Genomic DNA, 17043 nt, shown 5'->3' with positions numbered 1-17043 from the left:
CTCACTTGGTCGCGACGATCTGGTAGGTCGGGTTGAAGATCGTGGGCTGTCCCTTGGCCTTGGCGATACGCCCCTGCGCGGTGAGGAAGACGCCAGGCTCGATCCCGGCGATGCGTCGACGGCCGATCCAGACGAGGTTGACCGAGCGTTCACCGTCGAAGAGCTCAGCGACGAGCACCGGCATGCCCTGGCGCGGCGGCATGGTGATGCAGCGGATGCAGCCCGCGACGGTGGCCTCCCGGCGCTCGACCAGCTTGCCTGCGCACGCGACTGCGGCGCCGGGGTCGGAGATCGTCCGCTGGCGGATCTCGTCGGCCTCGAGCTGGGTCTCGGTCCGGGTGAGGTCTCGCAACCGCTCCTTGAGGCCCATCAGCGCACCTCGGTGATCTCGGGCCCGCGTTCGAACGGGTTGAGGTCGTCGGTCGACGTCGGGGTCTCCTCCGCGTCGGGCGCGGCCGGCATCGGTGCGGCCTCCTCCTGCGGCAGGCTCAGCGGAAGCAGCTCCCGCGGCGCCATCGGGTCGCTGCCGCGCACCACGACGGTCTCGCGGAAGATCTCGAGCAGCTTCTGGGCGGCCGGCTCGTCGATGGCCCCACGGCCGGAGATGACTCCGCGCAGGAACCACCGGGGTCCGTCGACGCCGATGAAGCGCGCCGGGGCGAAGACGGTGCGTCCATCCGGGCCCGCACTGGGCATCCGGGTGCGGAGCTCGGTGCCGAACTCGGTGTGCTCGACGTCCGCCGTGCCGCCCTGGGCCTCGATCGCGACCGCGATCTCGGAGCGGATCTGGGCCCACAGGCCACCCGATCGTGGCGCCGCGAACGCCTGGAGCTGCAGCGCGGACTCGCCCACGACAGCGGTCGCCGCGATGACGTTCTGCTGCTCCTGGTCGATCTCGAGGCGCAGCTCCATGCCCTCCGTGCCGCTGATGCGCAGCGAGCCCAGGTCGAGCCGGCCGTCGTCGTCGTCGACCTCGGTCGCGTCGAACGGTCCGGCCGAGCGGTCCACGGGCTCGTCGGCAACGATCTGCGCCGAGCCCTCGGTCACGTCGTCCGACGCGTCCTCGGAGGCGTCGGTGTCGGTGTCGGGGTCGACTGCAGACTCTGCCTCGACGGCCGTCTCTGCGTCGGCCTTGCGCCGGCGAAAGATGCTCACGGTGTGGTCACTTCCTCGAAGGTGTCTGGAGGCGTCGTGCCGAAACCTCCGGTGGATCCGTGTCCAGTGTCCCCCCGGACGCTGTCCGGCAGCGAGTCGGCCTCGCTGAAGTCGGCGTGGAGATGTTCCTGGACGACGATCTGGGCGATGCGGTCCCCCACCGCGACGGTGAACGCCTCGTAGGGGTCCAGGTTGACGAGGTTCACGAGGATCTCGCCGCGGTATCCGGAGTCGATCGTCCCGGGAGCATTGACGACGGTCACGCCGTGTCGTGTCGCGAGGCCGGAGCGCGGGTGGACGAGCCCCACCGTGCCCGGCGGCAGGGCGATCGCGATCCCCGTCGGGACGAGTGCTCGCTCACCGGGGGCGAGCGTCACCGAGGCCACTGCGGTGAGGTCCGCCCCGGCGTCGCCGTCCGACGCGTATGCCGGCATGCGGGCTTCCGGAGTGAGCCGCCGAAAATCGACCGGAATGCGAGAAGGGCCAGTCACGGGGACTGACCCTATCTCGGACGCAGGCGTGGCCGACCACGGTCGGACCACGCGGGACGTGCGTGGCGCACTGGTCAGGCAGCGCACTCGCGGCAGACCATCTGGCCGGCCTTCTCGCTCGCCAGCTGGCTGCGGTGGTGCACCAGGAAGCACCGCGAACAGGTGAACTCGTCGGCCTGACGCGGGATGACCCGCACCGACATCTCCTCACCGGAGAGATCTGCTCCTGGGAAGCTCGAACCCCTCGGCCTGCTCGGTCTCGTCGACGTCGACGCTGGAGGATCGCTTGTCGTTGCGACGCGTCTTGAGCTCCTCGATGGAGTCCTCCGACAGCTCATCGTCAGTCTTGCGTGGGGCGTCGTAATCGGTCGCCATGGCTCTCCTTCCACAAAGTCGTCTGGCCGCTCACCGACGAGCTGTCGGTTGCTGGCATCCCTGCTGGCCCAGTCAACGCACGGAGCGTCGATTTTGTGCCCGTGCGAGCGGCGATTGTGCACCATCTGAGCCCTGAGCGCCACAGCGGACCTGAGACTAGCCCCTGAGGTGCCTTCTGGTGCCGTCTTCGACAAGGTCCGGGAAGGCCGGGGCGAGTCCAGGGGCACAGGCCGAGGTCAGCGCTTCGCCCGGACCGTCCAGCCCACCGACCACCGCACCTGCCTCGGCGGCGACGAGCCACCCGGCCGCGAGATCCCACGGGTTGAGACCGGTTTCGTAGTAGGCGTCGACCAGACCGGCTCCCACCGCACAGAGGTCGAGGGCGGCGCTGCCGATCCGACGGATGTCACGCACCTGCGGAAGGAGGTCGAGCAGGAGCTGGGCCTGTCGCTCGCGGCGCTCCGCGGCATACCCGAAGCCGGTGGCGACGAGTGCCTGACCGACGTCGGTGCACCCCGTGGGGGTGAGCGAGCGTTCGTCGCCGCCCGGGCGGACGACCAGCGACCCCGCACCCGCCCGGGCCCGGTAGAGCTCGTCCGTGACGGGGTTGTAGACCGCCCCGACGAAGGGGCGCCACGCACCGTGCGTCGTCGGGTCACCGACGACCGCGGCGACGGACACGGCATACGCGGGTATGCCGTAGAGGTAGTTGACCGTGCCGTCGATCGGGTCGATGACCCAGGTGATCCCGGAGGTGCCGGTCGCTCCCCCGCTCTCCTCACCGAGGACGGCGTCATCGGGCCGGCTCTCGCGCAGCCGGGCGATGAGGTGGTCCTGCGAGCGCTGGTCCATGACGGTCACGACGTCGGTCGCGCTCGACTTGGTCGATGCGACCTCGACGGCGTCCGGTCGTTCGTCGACGACGAGGCGACCGGCGGATCGTGCCACGTCGGCGGCGAGCGCCTCGAGGACCTGCGCCAGGGAGTCGTCGGGGAGGGTGAGGTCGGGCGAGGTCGATGACATGTCAGTCCCGTCCACAGAGAGCCGGCAGCGCCGCCCGGAGGTTGGGGCAGCAGCCCGGGTCACAGGTCGACGGTCGCACGTCGCCGCCATCCGCATGGGCGGGGATGACGACCTCGCCGCGTGCCTGCGCCGCGCGCTCCTGGAGCAGGTCGACGAGGGCTTCGACGAAGAGGGGATGGGTTCCTGCCGTCGGGACGCGCACGAGACGCACACCGAGCCGGTCGGCCGTCTCGCGGGCCTCTCGGTCGAGGTCGTTGACGACCTCCATGTGGTCGGACACGAAGCCGATCGGGGCGAGCACGACAGAGGTGACGCCCTCGGCGGCCAGCTCCTCGATGCGGTCGTTGACATCGGGCTCGAGCCACGGGGTGCGCGGGCTTCCCGAGCGTGAGCAGAAGACCAGCTCCTGCTCGAGGGTCACGCCGGTGCGTTCGGCGAGCCCCTGGGCGATGAGATGCCCCGCTCGGAGGTGCTGCTCGACATAGAGGTTGCCGTCGCCGTCGCCCGGTCCTGACGTGTCGTCCATCGCCTCGGGCACCGAATGCGTGACGAAGAGCAGCCGAGTGGTCGGGAGGTCCGCGGCGTCGATCACGCCCACGGCCTCGACGAGGTGCTCGGTGTTGACGGCGATGAAGCCGGGGTGCAGGGCGTAGGGCCGCACCTTGTCGATGTCGAGGTCGACCGCCGCGAGGCCGAGCTCCTCGGTGGCCGCGGCGAGGTCCTCGCGGTACTGGCGGCACCCGGAGTACGACGAGTAGGCCGACGTGACGACGACGCAGATGCGCAGGTGGCCCTGCGCCCGGGCCGCGCGGAGGGTGTCGGTGACGAACGGCTCGCTGTTGCGGTTGCCCCAGAGCACGGGGACCGTCGAGCCGCGACGGGTCAGCTCGGTCTGCATCGCCGCGATGAGCTGCCGGTTCTGTCCGTTGATCGGGCTGGCACCCCCGAAGTGGTGGTAGTGCGTCGCCACCTCCTGAAGCCGGTCCTCAGGGACGTCCCGTCCGGCTGTCACGCGTCGGAGGAACGGCATCACCTCGTCGGGTGCTTCGGGACCTCCGAACGAGAGCAGGAGCACGGCGTCGTAGGGGGCGAGTGCGTCGTCATCGGACCTGGTCGGCATGGTTCCAACCTAACGAGCCCCGGATCGCTGCTCACGACCGGCGTGGGCTGCTTTGTCGAAGGCGTCAAGGGTGGCACAGTCGTGGGTGACCAGTCCACAGCCCGGGAGTTCACTGATGCAGGACCTTCGTCTCATCGGCGTCCACGAGGACGGCGCGCACGTCCTCCTGTCCGACGCCGAGGGCAAGCGCTACCGCGTGCCGCTCGACGAGGCGATGCGCGCTGCCGCCCGGCGGGACCGCCCCCGGCTCGGCCAGCTGCAGATCGAGATCGACGGAGGCCTCCGGCCACGCGACGTGCAGTCGCTCATCCGGTCCGGCCTGTCGACGGAGGAGGTCGCGGACCGCGCCGGCTGGACCGTCGAGAAGGTCCAGCGGTTCGAGGGCCCCGTCCTCGCCGAGCGCGAGCACATCGCCAACCAGGCCCGGGCCTGCGTCATCGGCACCTCACGCACCGACTCGGTGACGGGTGCCGGGCGGGGCTCGGTCAGCAGCGCGGGGAGCGAACAGACCCTGGGGAACCGTGCGGACGAGCGCTTCAAGGAGCGCGGGGTCCCCGCCGAGCTGGTCCGTTGGGACTCGTCGCGCCTCGACGACGGCCAGTGGACGGTCACCGCCCTCTTCCCGGCCGGCGGCCGTGAGCGCACCGCGTCGTGGCGCTTCGACCCGCGCCTGCGCTCACTCGTGCCCGGCAACGACGAGGCGCGCTGGCTGAGTGAGGAGTCCTCTGGCGACTCTGCCATCCCGACTCCCCACGTGGCCACCAACTCCAACCGCGCCAGCGCCGTGTTCGACGTCGAGGCCGAGGGAGGCGTCGAGGACGAGAAGCCGACCCGGCGGGCGAAGTCGCGCGAGCCGATCGACCTCATGGCCGCCATGCGCGAGCAGTCCACCCGCAGCCGGCGTGGGCGCCGCCGCCCTTCACCCACGCACACGCCCGTCGAGGAGTCGCCACGCGAGGACGCGCTCCCCCTCGAGGACCTCGTGATGGACACCGCCGACGCCCCGGAACCCCCGGCCGCCCGCGGCGAGCACCCGATGGCCGCACACCTCGACGAGCGCGCCCCCGACGACGACGCCGCCCCGGCCAACATCCACCACCTGCCCCCCAGCACGGTGGACGACGCCGTCGACGACCCCGAGCCCGACCCCATCGAGACCCACGACGCCAAAGCCGAGGACGAGCCCGCCACCGAGGAACCAACCCCGACGGTGCCGGCGGCGCCGAAGCCGGCCGCTCGCAAGACCTCCGGCCGCAAGGGCCGACCGAGCGTCCCCAGCTGGGACGACATCATGTTCGGCGGAGGCCGCGGCAGCAACAGCTCCTGACCCAAGTCGAGATCGGGCGACACGCCGATCAGAGGGGCCGAACCTGAGCATGTCCCCCGACCTCGACCCCCTGAGCGTCGACAGCGGCACGTGACACGCACCTGGGAGTGGGCACATGCCGGTTCGCCGCCGGCTGGGCCTGGCGGGAGCCGGGAGTGCGCTCAGCGCGCGAGCGGCGGATGGGACTGCGGCGAACCGGCATGTGCCCGCGACCCACAAAGCCGAGCAAGCGGCATACGCGAAAGTCAGTCGCGCGGGGGCACCGCACAGACGTCGAGGTCGAAGGGGAGGACGTCGGGAGTGGCGGAGGCCATGCGCGCCGCGTGGCTGCTCATGCGTCGCATGTAGTGGCGCCGGCAGAGGACCTCGTACTCGACCGAGGCGTCGGTCGCACTCGCCGTGTCCCCGACGACGACCTGCTCGCCCTCGACGACCATGACCCCGTCGATGATGCGGGCGTTGTGGGTGGCGCGGGCGCCGCACCAGCAGAGCGCGGCCACCTGCAGCACCTGCACCCGGTCGGCGAGCTCGAAGAGGCGCTTCGAGCCCGGGAAGAGCTCGGTGCGGAAGTCCGCCGTGATGCCGAAGCAGTTCACGTCGATGCCGAGCTCGTCGACGATCCTGGCCAGCTGCTCGATCTGGGCCGCGGTGTAGAACTGCGACTCGTCACAGATGAGGTAGTCGGCGCGCTGGCCGTGGGTGAGGTGCTCGACGACGACGTCCCAGAAGTCGAGGTCGTCGCTGACCTCGTGGGCCTGGGTGGAGAGACCGAGCCGCGACGACAGGACCGACTCGCCCATCCGGTCGAGCTTGGTGAAGATCAGACCCACCCGGGCTCGCGCCCGGTGGTTGTGGTCCATCTGGAGCGCAAGCGTCGACTTGCCGCAGTCCATCGTCCCGGAGAAGAACACGAGCTCAGCCACGAGGCGACACCCTAGATCGACCTCGGCGCGACATGGAACATCGGCACGGGCACCTCGTCGTCCGTGAGCGATCCGTGCAGGCCGACGAGGGCCAGCAGCGCCGGCCGGTGGTGGCGGGAGTCGACGACGGCGTGGGCGTCGCGCATGGCGACGACGACGTCCCCGATCCGGGCGAGGTGCTCGTCGTGCACGGCCCCGAACAGGCCGCCGCCGACCGCCTCGTCGCGTGACAACACCCACGCGAAGTCGCCCACTCGGGCCCGCCACGTCGCGAGCACGTCGTCCACGGCGCCAGCCTCGCAGTAGAGCTGTGGCGCCCTCGGCTCTCCCCCGGTGTGCCGCACCCCCGCGGCGAGCTCGGGGTCGTGGGCGACGTCGACCCGGTTGGCCATGGGGACGTCGACCATGCCGTGGTCGGCCGTGATCGTGAGAGAGCAGTCCGAGGGCAGGCCGTCGGCCAGCCGAGCGAGGGCCCGGTCGATCGTCTCGAGCTCGTCACCCCACTGCCAGGACTCGCAGCCGTGGACGTGGCCGACCTTGTCGAGGTCGCCCCAGTAGAGATAGGTGAGCGTCGTCCCCGGCGTCCGTGCGTGGGCGAGCGTCGCGTCGACCCGGGCGTCGAGCTCCTGCGCCGCGACGAAGCGCCCACCGCGCAGCGCTGCCCGGGTCAGGCCGGAGCCGTCGAAGAAGCCGGGACCGGTGCGCATGACGTCGACTCCCGCGGCTGCGGCCTTCTCGAACCACGTGTCCCGTGGCTGCCAGCGCTCGGGGACCGGTCCGTCCTCCCACGAGAAGCTCGTTGAGCAGCCGGTCCTCGCCGGGCACGAGCACCTCGAAGCCGACCATGCCGTGCGCGCCCGGCACCAGGCCGGTGCCGAACGACCCCATCGACACCGGTGTCGTCGACGGGAAGCCGCTCGTGATGCGCAGCCCGTCACCGAAGAGGGAGCGCAGCCACGGCGCGTGTCCACCCCGACGCCGGAGCAGGTCGTAGCCGAGTCCGTCGACGAGCACGACGACGGCGCTGCGGGCGGGAGGCAGGACCCAGCGGGGTCCGCCGCCGCGGAGGCCGATCGATGCAGCGATCGAGGGCAGGACGTCGGCTAGGCCGCCCCCGGCGTAGGCCGGTGCCGGGACCCCTGACAGCGCAGACGTCGTCGGAGCCGTCGGTGCCGTGGATGCTGTGGATGGCTCGTATGCCGCCGCGCGCCTCGCGCGTGAGTGCCGCGGCTTCCGCGGCGTGCGCGGCTCCGGCTGCGCGGGCTCGGTCACTGGCCGAGCGAGCCCGAGAGCTCGTGCGCGAAGGCGATGGCCTGTTGGAGGGCCGCGTCACCGTCCGCCGTGGCGGAGACCCGCAGCGCGAGGTCGTCGCTGGAGATGGTGCCGTCGTAGCCGTGGTCGGCGTCGCACCCGGGGTCGCCACAGGTCGCCGGGAGCAGGTCGACCCGGCTCACGGCGCCCCAGCCCAGCGTCAGGGTCAGCTCGCGTCCGAGCGATCCGGGCACGTAGTTCTGCGGGTCGGCGACGACGTGGGTGAGCATGACGCCGCGGACCGCGGACAGCGGGATGCTCTCGGTCGTGGCGGTGGCGACCTCCTGCCCACCCGGACCGGCGACGTCGCCGTCGCCCTCGACGCCGGCACCCGGACTCCCGGCGTCGGTCACGCCGGCGCCGGCAGCCTCATCCGCGTGGTCGTCGGCGTGGGCGATGACGAGCCGTGAGGGGGTGAGCACGAGGACGGTGACGTGCCGACGGATGACGTCACGGTCGAAGGTCGTCTCGAGGTGGACGAGGTGTGAGCGCACCTGCTCTCCGGCCAGCGCCGCAGCGACGACATCGCCGACGAGCGCCGGGTAGTAGCCCGCTCGCTCGATCGCCGCAGTGAGGTCCACCGGCAGGGTGGGGACGTCGAACGAGCGCATCATGTCGCCCATTCTGCCGCACCGACCCGGCCGCGCCCGCCCGTGCACGGGTCACACCCACCCCCGACACCGGGCTCAGGTGAGCGAGCGACGCCCCGGGTCCGTGCGCCGGGCCGTCGGCGCGAGGGTCACCTCGGCCCCGAGCACCTCGACCCCGCCGGGGTGGGCGTTGACCGGGTTGAGGCGCAGCGAGGCGATCTCGGGCATGTCGTCACTGATGACGGACACGCGGGCGATGAGGTCGGCGAGCGCCGCGCGGTGCACCGGCGTGGAGCCACGGTGGCCGTGCAGCACGGGGGCCGCCTTGACCGACGAGATCAGCTCGGAGACGGCGACGTCGGTGAGTGGCGGGATGCGGTGGGCGATGTCGTCGAGCAGCTCGGTCGGCAGGCCCGCGACACCGAAGCTCACGACGGGACCGAAGAGCGGGTCCTCGTCCGCGGTGACGACGCAGGCCACGCCCGGGGTCGCCATGCGCTGCACCTCGAGCTGCCCGGCAGCCAGGGGCGAGAGGCGCTCGCTCAGCGAGGCCCAGGCCTCGCGCACCGACTGCTCGCCAGCGAGGTCGACGCGCACCCCGGTGATGCCGCCCTGGTGACGCAGCATCGGTGCCGTGGACTTGAGCACGACCGGGTAGCCGATGTCGTCGGCCGCCTCGACGGCTTCCTCGACGGTCGACACCCGCCGGGAGGGCCACACCTCGATGCCGTATGCCGTGAGGAGGGCGAACGTCTCGTCAGGGTCCAGTCGTCGTCCCTCCGGACTCACCGACAGCACCGTCTGGACGACGTCCTCGGCCACGCGCCGGTTGATCCCCGCCGGAGCGACCGGGACGCCGTGGTCCTTGTTGCGCCACTCGGCATACTTCGTGGCCTTGGCGAGGGCGTAGGCCGCGTCCTCCGGCATCGCGTAGATGGGGATCGCCTGCCCGGTCCCACCCTCGTCCATGGAGGTGGAGGAGTTGACCCCCCGCATGCCGAGAAAGGTTGCTACACAGGTCTTGTCGGAGTCTCGGGCTGCTGAGCGGACCGCCTCGGTGACATCCTCGTCGTGCGCGACGATCGGCGGGATGAAGCAGGTGAGCACCGAGTCCACGTCTGGGTCGGCGAAGGCCTCGGTCAGGGCCTCGCGGAACTGCTGGGCCGTGGCCTCGGACGGCAGGTTCACCGGTCCATGGGTCACGGTCAACCCGCGTCCTGCCACCGCGCCGGCAGAGAGGGCACCCAGCGCCGACGAGTTGCCGACGATCGCGACGCGACGCCCGGCCGGCAGCGGCTGGTGGACGACGAGCTGGGCCACGTCGAACATCTGGTGGACGTTGGACACCCGGATGCAACCCGCCTGGCGCAGCATGGCGCCGAAGACGGCCGGCCTCACCTTGGTGCGGCGGACCCGGTGACCTGGCGGCGTGCCATAGGCCGACACGCCGGACTGGACGACGATGACGGGCTTGATCCGGCCGAGGTTGCGCGCGATCCGTGAGAACTTGCGCGGGTTGCCCATCGACTCCAGGTAGAGCCCGACCGCATGGGTGTCGGCATCGTCGATCCAGTACTGCATGAAGTCGTTGCCGGAGACGTCGACCCGGTTGCCTGCCGACGCGAACGTCGAGATGCCCAGTCTGCGGCGGGCTGCGGACGCGAGGACCGCGATGCCCAGGGCGCCGGACTGCGCGAAGAGTCCGAGGTGCCCCGCCGGCGGCATCTCGGGCGACAGCGACGCGTTGAGGGACAGCGACGGGTCGGTGTTGATGAGGCCGAACGAGTTGGGTCCGACGATGCGCATGCCCGACCCTCGCGCCCGACGCACGAGCTCGGCCTGGAGCTCGTCACCGCCCGCTCCTCCGCCCTCGCCGAAGCCGGCGCTGACGATGAGGAGGGCGTCGACGTCGGCTTCCGCGCACTCGTCCACGACCTTGAGCACCTTGTCGGCGGGCACCGCGATGACCGCGAGGTCCACGTGACCGGGGACGTCACCGATCGTGTCGTATGCCGTCCGCCCCAGGATCGTCGTGGCGTTGCGGTTGACGGGGTGCGCCTCTCCGGTGAAACCGCTGTCGAGGAGATTCTTGAGGAAGTGGTGGCCCATGGACTGTGGCGACCGCCCGGCGCCGATGACGGCCACGGTGCTCGGCCGCAGCATCCGCTTGACGCTGATCGCCTCGGCGCGGTGCTCTCGCGACATGGCGACGGCCTTGGACCGGTCGGTCGGCTCGATGTCGAAGTGCAGCGCGACGACACCGTCCTCGACCTTGCGGCTCACCTCGTAGCCGGCCTCCGAGAAGACCGTGAGCATCTTGCGGTTCTGCGGCAGGACCTCGGCCGTGAAGCGGGAGATCCCGAACTCCTGGGCGATGGCGGCGAGGTGCTCGAGGAGGACCGAGCCGATGCCACGGCCCTGGTAGTGGTCGCTGACGTTGAAGGCGACCTCGGCGGAGGTCGCCTCCACGCGGTCGTAGCGCCCGATGCCGATGATCTCGTCGCTGAGCGTGAGGACGAGGGCGACGCGGTCGTAGTAGTCCACGTGGGTGAACCGGTGGACGTCCTTGTCCGACAGCCGCCGGAGAGGAGCGAAGAAGCGCAGGTAGATCGACTCGTCGGACTGCTTGGCGTGGAAGGCGTGGATGCCCTCCTCGTCGCTGGGCAGGATGGGTCGCAGGTGTCCGACGCTGCCGTCGCGGAGCACGACGTCGGCCTCCCACTGCACCGGGTAGCCCGGCGGGAGATCGAGGTCCTCGCTCATGCGCCCATCGTGGCACGGCACGATGGACGCCATGGACCTGACCGAGGCGGTGTCGCGGCGACGGATGGTGCGACGCTTCGACGCCGACCGCGCCGTCCCGCTCGAGACCGTCGAGCGGCTCGTCGCGCTCGCCCAGCGCGCTCCGAGCGCCGGCCACACCCAGGGGTGGGACGTGCTCGCCCTCACCGGTGCGCAGGACCGAGAGCGGTTCTGGGAGGTGAGTCGCGAGCGCGAGGGCGAGCCGGACGGATGGCTGCGCGGAGTCTCGGCAGCGCCGGTCCTGCTCGTCATGCTCGCCGACCCGGCGGCATACCTCGATCGCTATGCCGAGCCGGACAAGGGCTGGACCGACCGCTCGCTGGACCGGTGGCCGATCCCCTACTGGGACACCGACACCGCGATGGCCGCGATGATCATCCTGCTCGGGGCGGTCGACGCCGGACTGGGTGCGCTCTTCTTCGGTGTCCCGGCCGGGCGTCACGACGCGGTCAGAGCGGCGTATGCCGTCCCGCCCGGTCGGCGGCTCGTCGGCGTCATCGCACTGGGTCACGAGGCCAGACGGGTGAGGAGTCCGTCGCTCCGGAGGGGACGTCGTCCTCTGGGTGACGTCCTCCACCACGGCACCTTCGGCGCGTCGGCTGCGGGGACGTCAGAGCGCTGAGGGAGGATGCAGTGATCGCTCGCGCCGCGTCCGCGAGGCACCGAACCCGACTGAGGTAGACCGCCCACCCATGGCAAAACGCACCAGCTCCCCACCGGAGACGCCGAAGAGGTCGCCGAGCACATCGTCGACATCGACGTGGGGCTCGAGATGCAGAACGCCTTCCTCGAGTACTCCGTGTCGGTCATCCACTCGCGCGCGCTCCCGGACGTGCGCGACGGGCTCAAGCCGGTGCAGCGCCGCATCCTCTACTCGATGAGCGAGATGGGCCTGCGCCCCGACCGCGGCCACGTCAAGTCCTCGCGCGTCGTCGGCGACGTCATGGGCAAGTACCACCCGCACGGCGACACCGCCATCTATGACGCCCTCGTCCGCATGGCACAGCCGTTCACGATGCGCCTGCCGCTGGTCGACGGCCACGGCAACTTCGGCTCGCTCGACGACGGGCCGGCCGCGTCGCGCTACACCGAGGCGCGGCTCGCACCCGCCGCGCTCGTCATGACCGCCGGTCTCGACGAGGACACCGTCGACTTCGTCCCCAACTACGACGACCAGCTGCTCCAGCCAGGCGTGCTGCCGGCGGCCTATCCCAACCTGCTCGTCAACGGCGTGAGCGGCATCGCCGTCGGCTTCGCGACGAACATGCCTCCGCACAACCTCGTCGAGGTGATCGGCGCGGCCAGGCACCTCATCGCCCACCCCGACTGCAGCCTCGACGACCTCATGAAGTTCGTCCCCGGGCCCGACCTGCCGCTGGGCGGCAAGATCGTCGGGCTCGACGGCATCCGCGACGCCTACCTCACCGGCAAGGGCAGCTTCAGGACGCGCGCCACCACGCGGATCGAGAAGCTCACCCCTCGCAGGTCCGGCATCGTCGTCACCGAGCTGCCCTACCTCGTCGGCCCCGAGAAGGTCATCGAGCGGATGAAGACGCTCGTCCAGGGCAAGAGCTTCCAGGGCATCAGCGACGTCAAGGACCTCACCGACCGCAAGCACGGCCTGCGGCTCGTCATCGAGGTCAAGAACGGCTTCCACCCTGAGGCCGTCCTCGAGCAGCTCTTCAAGCTCACGCCGATGGAGGACTCGTTCGGCATCAACAGCGTCGCGCTGGTCGACGGCCAGCCGCAGACGCTCGGCCTCAAGGACCTCCTGCGCCACTACGTCGAGTTCCGCATCGACGTCGTCCGGCGCCGGACGGCATACCGGCTGCGCAAGGCCCAGGACCAGCTCCACCTCGTCGAGGGCCTCCTCATCGCGATCCTCGACATCGACGAGGTCATCCAGCTCATCCGCACGAGCGAGGACACGGCCACGGCCCGGTCCCGCCTCATGAGCGTCTTCGACCTCAGCGAGGTCCAGGCCAACCACATCCTTGACCTGCAGCTGCGCCGCCTGACCAAGTTCTCGCGCCTCGAGCTCGAGACCCAGCGTGACGACCTGCGCAGGCGCATCGAGGAGCTCGAGGCGATCCTCGGCGACGAGAAGCTGCTCCACAAGACCGTGTCGAGCGAGCTGGCCGAGGTCGCCAAGCAGCACGGCACACCAAGGCGCACCGTGCTGCTCGAGTCGGCCGGCAACCCGGTGAGCACCGCGGCCCCGCTCGAGGTGAGCGACGACCCGTGCTGGGTGCTCCTCTCCTCCACCGGGCTGCTCGCTCGCACCGGGACCGACGACCCCATCCCGTCAGAGGGCCCGCGCGCCAAGCACGACGCCGTCATCGCGGCCGTGCGCACGACGGCTCGCGGCGAGGTCGGTCTCGTCACGAGCCGCGGCCGGATGATCCGCATCAGCGCGCTCGAGCTGCCGACCCTGCCGCCGCTCGGTGGTGCACCGAGCCTCTCCGGCGGGGCACCGCTCGCGGCCTACGTCGACCTCCCCCGTGGTGAGGAGCCGATCACGGTCGTCTCGCTCGACCCCGACGGTCCGGGCCTCGCGCTCGGCACCGCGCAGGGCATCGTCAAGCGGGTGACTGCCGACCAGCCCAAGTCCCACGACTGGGAGGTCATCTCCCTTAGGGACGGCGACACCGTGGTCGGGGCCGGCCAGGTCGTCACCGGTGACGAGGACCTCGTCTTCGTCACCACCGACGCCCAGCTCCTGCGGTTCCCGGCGAGCGCCGTCCGCCCGCAGGGCCGCTCCGGCGGAGGCATCGCCGGCGTGCGGGTCACCCCCCGTGAGCGGGTGGCCTTCTTCGGCGTCGTCGACCCGGCTCGCGAAGCCGTCGTCGTCACCGCCAGCGGGTCCGCCGACGCCCTGCCCGGCACCCAGCCCGGAGCCATCAAGGCCACTCCCCTGTCCGAGTACCCCGCCAAGGGGCGGGGCACCGGCGGCGTGCGGGCGCACCGCTTCCTCAAGGGCGAGGACACCCTCGTGCTTGCCTGGGTCGGCGCCACCCCTGCTCGCGCCAGCGGTGCCGGCGGCGTGGCCCTCGAGCTGCCGCAGGCCAACGGGCGGCGCGACGGTTCAGGTGTCCAGGGCTCGGCCGTGATCACCGGCATCGGCTCCTCACCCTCCTGAGCCCCCCGTGTGCAAGGAGTCCGCGGGCTGAGACGCCGGACGTCGGGTTGCGGCTCATGACGGTGCGAGGACCCGCGAAACCGGCCGTCACTGCGCGAAGGTGAGCGAACGGCATACTCGCAGAGCAGTTTCGGTCGTGTTACTGGATCGTGACCGACGAATGACAGCAAAGACGTTCCACCGGACATGTAACCGCTTTTACACTTCGAACGAATCACCTCAGCGCCGAGGGTCAGTGATGGCCACGGCGCGTCCCCTTGAACAGATGGAGGCGGGCATGGCCCACAAATCACAGCGCCGCACAGCACTGGCGTTCGCCAGCATTGTCGCGGTTTCCCTGAGCGTCGCGGCCTGCGGCTCCTCGGACGACGGCGGCGGCAGCACCGACGCCGGTGCCAGCGGAGACAAGAGCTCGATCGACTGCGCGCCCTACGAGGCGTTCGGCGACCTCAAGGGCAAGACGGTCTCGGTCTACACCTCGATCACCGCGCCCGAGGACGAGCCGCACATCAACTCGTACAAGCCGTTCGAGGACTGCACCGGCGTCGAGATCAAGTACGAAGGCTCCAAGGAGTTCGAGGCGCAGCTGCCCGTGCGGGTCAAGGGCGGCAACGCCCCCGACATCGCCTACCTGCCGCAGCCCGGCCTCCTCAAGACGATGGTCGCCACCGGCAAGGTCATCCCGGCCCCGCCGGAGACCGTGGCCAACGTCGACAAGAACATGCCCGACTTCAAGGAGTACGGCACCGTCGACGGCAAGTTCTACGCCGCCGCCCTCGGCGCCAACGTCAAGTCTTTCGTCTGGTACTCCCCCTCTGCCTTCGAGGAGAAGGGCTACGAGATCCCCAAGACGTGGGACGAGCTGCTCACGCTGAGCGAGAAGATCGCGACCGACAACCCCGACAGCAAGCCGTGGTGCGCGGGCATCGAGTCCGGTGACGCCACCGGGTGGACGGCGACCGACTGGGTCGAGGACGTCATGCTCCGCACGGCGGGTCCCGAGACCTACGACAAGTGGGTCAAGCACGAGATCCCGTTCAACGACCCCGCGGTCGCGACGGCTCTCGCCGAGGTCGGCAAGATCCTCAAGAACCCGAAGTACGTCAACGGTGGACAGGGTGACGTGAAGACGATCGCCTCGACGTCCTTCCAGGACGCGGGTCTGCCCATCCTCGACAACGCCTGCTACATGCACCGCCAGGCGTCGTTCTACGCCGCCAACTGGCCCGAGGGCACCAAGGTCGCCGAGGACGGCGACGTCTGGGCCTTCTACCTGCCGTCCAAGGACGAGAGCACTCGTCCGGTCCTCGGTGGTGGCGAGTTCACCACAGCCTTCGCCGACCGCCCCGAGGTCAAGGCCTTCCAGACGTACCTCTCCTCCGTCGAGTGGGCGGACGAGCGCGCCAGGACCTGCGGATCCGGTGGTTGCGTGACCGCCAACAAGAACGCCGACGTGTCGCTGCTCAAGAACGCCGTCGACGCGCTGTCGGCCGAGCAGCTCACCGACAAGAGTGCGACGTTCCGCTTCGACGGGTCCGACCTCATGCCGGGAGCCGTGGGTTCGGGAACGTTCTGGAAGGGCATGACCAACTGGATCACCGGACAGGACGACAAGGCCACTCTCGACTTCATCGAGAACTCCTGGCCCAAGTCCTGACCTGACTCCTCGGTCCGAATCCCGGACCTGAACGGTCACCAGCCGGGGTGGGGTGGCATCCCACCCCACCCCGGCTTCCCTTCTTCTGCACCCTCACCCAGGAGGTGGAGTCATGGTCGCGAGCCTGCTGAGCACCGCGCCGTCCGCAATCCCAGAGCCGTTGCTTCGTGCCGAGAGCACGGCCGGCAAGTTCTTCCTCATGTTCTTCGCGGTGGCCGTCTTCGCCGCAGTGTTCGGCCTCATCCTCCTGCTGGCCTCGCGATTCAACGGACGCAAGGGAGAGCGGACCCAGGGCGCGCTCTTCGTCTTCCCGGCCGTCTTCCTCCTCGCGGTCGGCCTCCTGTACCCCGCCGTCCTCACCATCATCCAGTCGCTGCGCGGCAAGACGGGCGAGGGTGGCTTCACGCTCGACAACTACGGGGCGATGTTCACCCAGCCCGAGCTCCTCATCGTGCTGCGCAACACCGCGCTGTGGGTCATCCTCGTGCCGTTCCTCGCGACCGCGATCGGCCTGCTCTATGCGATCCTGATCGACCGGGCCCGAGGTGAGGCGTTCGCCAAGGCACTCATCTTCCTCCCCATGGCGATCTCGATGGTGGGCGCCGGCATCATCTGGAAGTTCGTCTACCAGTACAAGCAGACCGAGCGTCCCCAGATCGGCCTGCTCAACCAGATCGTGAAGAGCCTGGGCTTCGAGACCCAGCAGTTCCTCCTCGACGCCCCGCGCAACACGTTCATGCTCATCATCGTCATGGTGTGGATCCAAGCTGGGTTTGCCATGACCATCCTGTCGGCGGCGATCAAGTCGATCCCCGACGACATCATCGAGGCCGCTCGCCTTGACGGTGTCGGTGGTCTGAAGATGTTCCGTCACATCACCCTGCCGAGCATCCGGGCAGCCCTCGTCGTCGTGCTGACGACGATCGGCATCGGCACGCTCAAGGTGTTCGACATCGTCCGGACCATGACCGCTGGTCAGTTCGACACCTCGGTCGTCGCCAACGAGTTCTACAACCAGAGCTTCCGGTATGACGCGCCCGGCCTCGGGGCGGCCCTCGCGGTGCTGCTCTTCGTCCTGGTCGTCCCCATCGTCATCTACAACATCGTCCAGATGCGCAAGGAGGCTTGAG

General features: G+C 70.2%; 14 protein-coding genes and 2 pseudogenes. 5 read left to right on the top strand and 11 right to left on the bottom strand.

Annotated features, from left to right (window positions below; translation table 11 throughout):
* Position 1: 1 nt before the first annotated feature.
* From ACZZ98_RS16650 to ACZZ98_RS16625, 6 genes and pseudogenes are all read right to left on the bottom strand, one after another.
* On the bottom strand, positions 2–370 hold the full coding sequence (locus ACZZ98_RS16650; protein WP_463517286.1) for an OB-fold nucleic acid binding domain-containing protein: 369 nt from the start codon (positions 368–370) through the stop codon (positions 2–4).
* Positions 370–1155, bottom strand: coding sequence for a DUF3710 domain-containing protein (locus ACZZ98_RS16645; RefSeq protein WP_463517285.1), 786 nt, complete (start codon positions 1153–1155; stop codon positions 370–372). Before ACZZ98_RS16645 ends, ACZZ98_RS16650 begins: the two co-directional genes overlap by 1 nt.
* Positions 1152–1646, bottom strand: a complete 495-nt coding sequence (gene dut, locus ACZZ98_RS16640; protein ID WP_463517284.1) for a dUTP diphosphatase — start codon at positions 1644–1646, stop codon at positions 1152–1154. Before dut ends, ACZZ98_RS16645 begins: the two co-directional genes overlap by 4 nt.
* Before the next feature lie 74 nt (positions 1647–1720).
* Positions 1721–2021 (bottom strand): annotated as a pseudogene (locus ACZZ98_RS16635) (DUF4193 domain-containing protein).
* A gap of 156 nt (positions 2022–2177) precedes the next feature.
* On the bottom strand, positions 2178–3044 hold the full coding sequence (locus tag ACZZ98_RS16630; protein ID WP_463517283.1) for an inositol monophosphatase family protein: 867 nt from the start codon (positions 3042–3044) through the stop codon (positions 2178–2180).
* A gap of 1 nt (position 3045) precedes the next feature.
* Positions 3046–4164, bottom strand: coding sequence for a ferrochelatase (locus ACZZ98_RS16625; protein ID WP_463517282.1), 1119 nt, complete (start codon positions 4162–4164; stop codon positions 3046–3048).
* A gap of 115 nt (positions 4165–4279) precedes the next feature.
* Here ACZZ98_RS16625 and sepH point away from each other — a divergent pair, with 115 nt between their 5' ends.
* A complete protein-coding gene (gene sepH, locus ACZZ98_RS16620) occupies positions 4280–5491 on the top strand; it encodes a septation protein SepH (RefSeq protein ID WP_463517281.1) in 1212 nt (403 codons plus the stop codon).
* Between the two features lie 245 nt (positions 5492–5736).
* On the opposite strand, the gene ACZZ98_RS16615 is transcribed toward sepH, so the two are convergent.
* From ACZZ98_RS16615 to ACZZ98_RS16595, 5 genes and pseudogenes are all read right to left on the bottom strand, one after another.
* Positions 5737–6414 carry a thymidine kinase gene (locus ACZZ98_RS16615; RefSeq protein WP_463517280.1) on the bottom strand — a complete coding sequence of 226 codons (678 nt, stop codon included), beginning with the start codon at positions 6412–6414 and terminating at the stop codon, positions 5737–5739.
* A gap of 11 nt (positions 6415–6425) precedes the next feature.
* Positions 6426–7352 (bottom strand): alkaline phosphatase family protein, encoded by a 927-nt coding sequence (locus ACZZ98_RS16610; protein ID WP_463517279.1) that lies wholly within the window; start codon positions 7350–7352, stop codon positions 6426–6428.
* A pseudogene (locus tag ACZZ98_RS16605) lies at positions 7282–7428 on the bottom strand (alkaline phosphatase family protein); the annotation flags it as partial. The gene ACZZ98_RS16610 and the pseudogene ACZZ98_RS16605, both read right to left, overlap by 71 nt.
* Before the next feature lie 254 nt (positions 7429–7682).
* A complete protein-coding gene (locus ACZZ98_RS16600; RefSeq protein WP_463517278.1) occupies positions 7683–8348 on the bottom strand; it encodes a DUF5998 family protein in 666 nt (221 codons plus the stop codon).
* 63 nt (positions 8349–8411) lie between these two features.
* Positions 8412–11078, bottom strand: coding sequence for a bifunctional acetate--CoA ligase family protein/GNAT family N-acetyltransferase (locus ACZZ98_RS16595; protein WP_463517277.1), 2667 nt, complete (start codon positions 11076–11078; stop codon positions 8412–8414).
* On the opposite strand from ACZZ98_RS16595, the gene ACZZ98_RS16590 reads away from it, so the two are divergent.
* The 4 genes from ACZZ98_RS16590 (at position 11077) to ACZZ98_RS16575 (ending at position 17042) form a co-directional block, all read left to right on the top strand.
* Positions 11077–11739: a nitroreductase family protein gene (locus ACZZ98_RS16590; protein WP_463517276.1), complete on the top strand. Its 663-nt coding sequence runs from the start codon at positions 11077–11079 to the stop codon at positions 11737–11739. The genes ACZZ98_RS16595 and ACZZ98_RS16590 overlap by 2 nt on opposite strands.
* A 150-nt stretch (positions 11740–11889) precedes the next feature.
* A complete protein-coding gene (locus ACZZ98_RS16585; RefSeq protein WP_463517275.1) occupies positions 11890–14256 on the top strand; it encodes a DNA gyrase/topoisomerase IV subunit A in 2367 nt (788 codons plus the stop codon).
* Positions 14257–14533: 277 nt separating this feature from the next.
* Positions 14534–15913: an ABC transporter substrate-binding protein gene (locus ACZZ98_RS16580; RefSeq protein WP_463517274.1), complete on the top strand. Its 1380-nt coding sequence runs from the start codon at positions 14534–14536 to the stop codon at positions 15911–15913.
* Between the two features lie 112 nt (positions 15914–16025).
* Positions 16026–17042, top strand: coding sequence for a carbohydrate ABC transporter permease (locus tag ACZZ98_RS16575; RefSeq protein ID WP_463517273.1), 1017 nt, complete (start codon positions 16026–16028; stop codon positions 17040–17042).
* Position 17043 lies beyond the last annotated feature (1 nt).

The organism is Knoellia sp. AC549 (assembly GCF_979258975.1).
Note: the sequence above shows the minus strand (reverse complement) of the source record. Positions and strands in the feature narration are given on the sequence as shown.